Genomic DNA, 3,135 nt, shown 5'->3' on the forward strand with positions numbered 1-3,135 from the left:
CGGCGGCCGGATCCGGGCGGCTCTGTCGATCAGCAGCCCGAACAGCTGGGCCACCAGCCCCACGGAATAGTACGATCGCGCAGCCTCCGGCCTTCCGGAGACATGGATGCCCCGCGTCACGGGTGACACCGTGCCCGGTGGGTAACACCGTGCGCCATGGGCGGCATGGACTGTCAGGTCGTTGATGGGACGAAGGACGGGGATCGGCCGTGACCACCCCTGGGGATCAGCCCAGCAAGAAGATTGATGGCACCCCTCCCGAGGCGGCACCGCCCGGCGGCGGCATCCCGCCGGTGCCGCCCCCCACCGGCCCCAGCCCGACCGCGACGGTCCCTCCCGCCGGCCCCGCAGCCGCGGCGGCGGCACCGCGCAAGGGAGTCGGCTACGCCACCTACGCGATCACCATAGTCGTCCTGTTGATCGCGATCGCCGTGGTCGTGTTCGTCCTGAAGAACAACGCGCGGGTCAACATCTGGCTGTTCGGATCGTTCCCGAACATGTCGGTGGCTGGCGCGCTCGCCGCGGCAGCCGCGGCTGGCCTCGTCATCGGCCTGCTGATCGGGCTGATCAGCCAGGTCAGGGTGCGCAGGGAGCTGCACCAGTACCGCCGCGGCAGACACTGACCGGGCTCGCTCCTCCTCGGCCGGTCCGGCCGCCCACCACCGTCACCTCGCCGCTCCTCCTGGCCTGCCGCTACTGGCCTGCCTCCACCAGGTGGGCGGCGTGGATGCCGTCGTTGAAGCCGCGCAGCACCGCTGGACCGTCCGAGTACCAGTCGATCGTCGACATCGACACCAGGTCCAAGTGCAACCGGTAGAGCACCGCGGGCGTGGCGTCAAGCGCCAGCTGCGTCAACGCCTTGATGGGTGTCACGTGCGAGACAAGGAGAATCCGCCCGCCCGGATGCGCGGCGAGGATGCGGTCCCGGGCGGCGGTGACCCGCCGGACCGTGTCCAGAATGCTCTCCCCACCGGACGGCGGCACCGCCGGATCAGCCAGCCACGCGTTCAGCTCCTCGGGAAAACGCCGACGGACCTCGCCGAAGGTCATGCCCTCCCAGGCGCCGAAGTCGGTCTCGCGCAGGTTATCGTCAACGATGTAGTCCCGGCCGAGGGCGTCCGCGGTCTGCCGGGCCCGTTTCAGCGGCGAGCAGTACACCGCATCGAACACAGCCTCGCGCAGCCGTCCCGCCGCGGCGTCCGCCTGCGCGTGGCCGATGTCGGTCAGCCCCACGTCCACCGTGCCGCTGAAGCGTTTCTCCACCGACATCGGGGTCTGGCCGTGGCGCAACAGCACGGTGGTCGTGGGTGGCGCGGGCGGAGCCATCCACCCGGACAACCGGTTCGTGGTCGGTGCCAGGTGCGGTGTGGGCTCGGGTGACTGGGGTTCCGTTGGCTCCCAGGCGCGGCCCTGGGCGGCGGCGTCCATAGCCTCGTTCGCCAGCCGATCGGCATGGCCGTTGCGCTCTCGCGGAATCCAGCCGTAGCGGACCTGCGAGAAGCCGAGCGCGACATCCGCGGCCTCCATCGCCAGCGGGCGCATGGCCGGATGTTTGATCTTCCATCGTCCGCTCATCTGCTCGACGACGAGTTTCGAGTCCATCCGGACTTCGACGGCGGCGTTCGGATCGATGTCAGCCGCCGCCCGCAAGCCCGCGATCAGCCCCTGGTACTCGGCGACGTTGTTGGTCGCCCGGCCGATCGACCCGGCCCGCTCGGCCAGCACCTCACCGGTGTCGGCGTCCCGGACAAGCGCGCCGTAACCGGCTGGGCCCGGATTACCCCGCGATCCGCCGTCGGCTTCGACGACAAGCCGGTGCGACGGACGGTCATTCATGATCTGCTCCCATCGCCGGTGCTCACAGACCCGATTCAGCGGTCCGGACAAGGATGCGCCGGCACTCCTCGCAACGCACGACCTCGTCCGGTGCCGCCGCCGCAACGTCACGCAGATCAGCGCCGGACAGCTCCAGGTGACATCCCTCACACCGGCGTCGGACGAGACGCGCCGCACCCACACCGGCGGAGGAGACACGCAGGCGCTCGTAGAGTGCCAGCAGATCCGCGGGGAGGGTCGCGACGATGGCATCGCGTTCACGGCGACGCGCCGCCGTCTCATTATCAATCTCCGCGAACGCGGTATCCCGGCTGCCGCTGACTGTCGCCAGCTCGGCCTCGAGACTCTCCTGATCAGCCCGGATCACCCCCGCGCGGGTCTGGAGTCCCTCGATGACCTCCATCAGGCCCAGTGTCTCGTCCTCGAGGGCGTTCTGCCGGCGAGCGAGTGAGGCGATCTCCGTCTGCAGATTTTCCAGCTCCCGGGAACTGGTGATCTGCCCGGAGTCGAGACGTTTCTGGTCCCGGGCGGCCCGCGCCCGCACAAGATCGACCTCATCGTCCAGCTTCTGCTGCGAACGGCCCAGATCCCGCAGCTCCGTCGAGACCCGCACCAGGTCGTCATGGGACGCGCTGAGCCGCGAACTCAGCTTGTCGATCTCGGCGAGTTCGGGCAGGTTCCGCCGCCGCGCGGCGAGCCGGTCAAGGCTGGAGTCGATCGCCTGCACCGCCAGCAGGCGAAGCTGGGTCGCGTGGTCGGCCTTCATGTGCTCCTCACTGTGCTTACCAGGCTCACTGTGTGCGTGCGCGGCTCGCCGCTCCCGCGGCTCACCGTGCTTGCGCGGGGGGCTGCCCGGCACGGTATTTCAGGCGGTACCCGGCACGGTTCCCGACGCCGGGCGTTCAGGTGGCCACGATGAGGCCGCGTGCCATCGCCATGGGTCGGTGACCAGGCTGGAAACCGTCATGTTCACCGTACGGCCTCGGATGGCCAGGCCGGCGCTCAGGCGGGCGGAGGCGTCCCGCAACCACGGCCATTCGCTCGCCCAGTGCGCCACGTCCACGATGGCGACGCCGTAGGCGTTGACAGCGTCCAGGACGTGGTGGTGCCGTCCGTCGGCGGTCACCAGCGCATCGGCTCCAGCGCGCGCGGCGGCGCCGATCAGCTCACCGCCGGAACCACCGCAGACCGCGATCCGGCGCACCAGGCGTTCCGGCGTGCCGGTGGTGCGCACCCCACCCGCCGTGGCGGGCAGCCCGGCCGCCACCCGGGCGCAGAACGCACCGAGTGGTTCGGGCT

4 protein-coding genes are annotated in these 3,135 nt (G+C 70.2%); 1 reads left to right on the top strand and 3 read right to left on the bottom strand.

Translation table 11 applies throughout. The annotated features are described in order from the left end of the window. The first annotated feature begins 209 nt into the window (after nt 1–209). Nucleotides 210–623, top strand: a complete 414-nt coding sequence (locus tag MJ783_RS17445) for a lipopolysaccharide assembly protein LapA domain-containing protein (RefSeq protein ID WP_239311615.1) — start codon at nt 210–212, stop codon at nt 621–623. 70 nt (nt 624–693) lie between these two features. Here MJ783_RS17445 and MJ783_RS17450 read toward each other — a convergent pair whose 3' ends face one another. The 3 genes from MJ783_RS17450 to MJ783_RS17460 all read right to left on the bottom strand — a co-directional run. Beyond that, complete coding sequence (locus MJ783_RS17450; protein WP_239311616.1) at nt 694–1,836, bottom strand: bifunctional RNase H/acid phosphatase; 1,143 nt, start codon at nt 1,834–1,836, stop codon at nt 694–696. A 22-nt stretch (nt 1,837–1,858) separates the two neighbouring features. After that, a complete protein-coding gene (locus MJ783_RS17455; protein ID WP_239311617.1) occupies nt 1,859–2,602 on the bottom strand; it encodes a zinc ribbon domain-containing protein in 744 nt (247 codons plus the stop codon). A 99-nt stretch (nt 2,603–2,701) separates the two neighbouring features. After that, nucleotides 2,702–3,135 (bottom strand): Nif3-like dinuclear metal center hexameric protein (locus MJ783_RS17460; RefSeq protein ID WP_239311618.1); only part of this gene is annotated, 434 nt, incomplete at its 5' end.

This window comes from Protofrankia sp. Cj3, from assembly GCF_917627355.1.
Taxonomy (GTDB): domain Bacteria; phylum Actinomycetota; class Actinomycetes; order Frankiales; family Frankiaceae; genus Protofrankia.

Excerpts from the sequence above, each read along its gene's own strand:
- MJ783_RS17455 (WP_239311617.1), bottom strand. The coding sequence starts at position 2,602 with ATGAAGGCCGACCACGCGACCCAGCTTCGCCTGCTGGCGGTGCAGGCG.
- MJ783_RS17450 (WP_239311616.1), bottom strand. The coding sequence starts at position 1,836 with ATGAATGACCGTCCGTCGCACCGGCTTGTCGTCGAAGCCGACGGCGGA.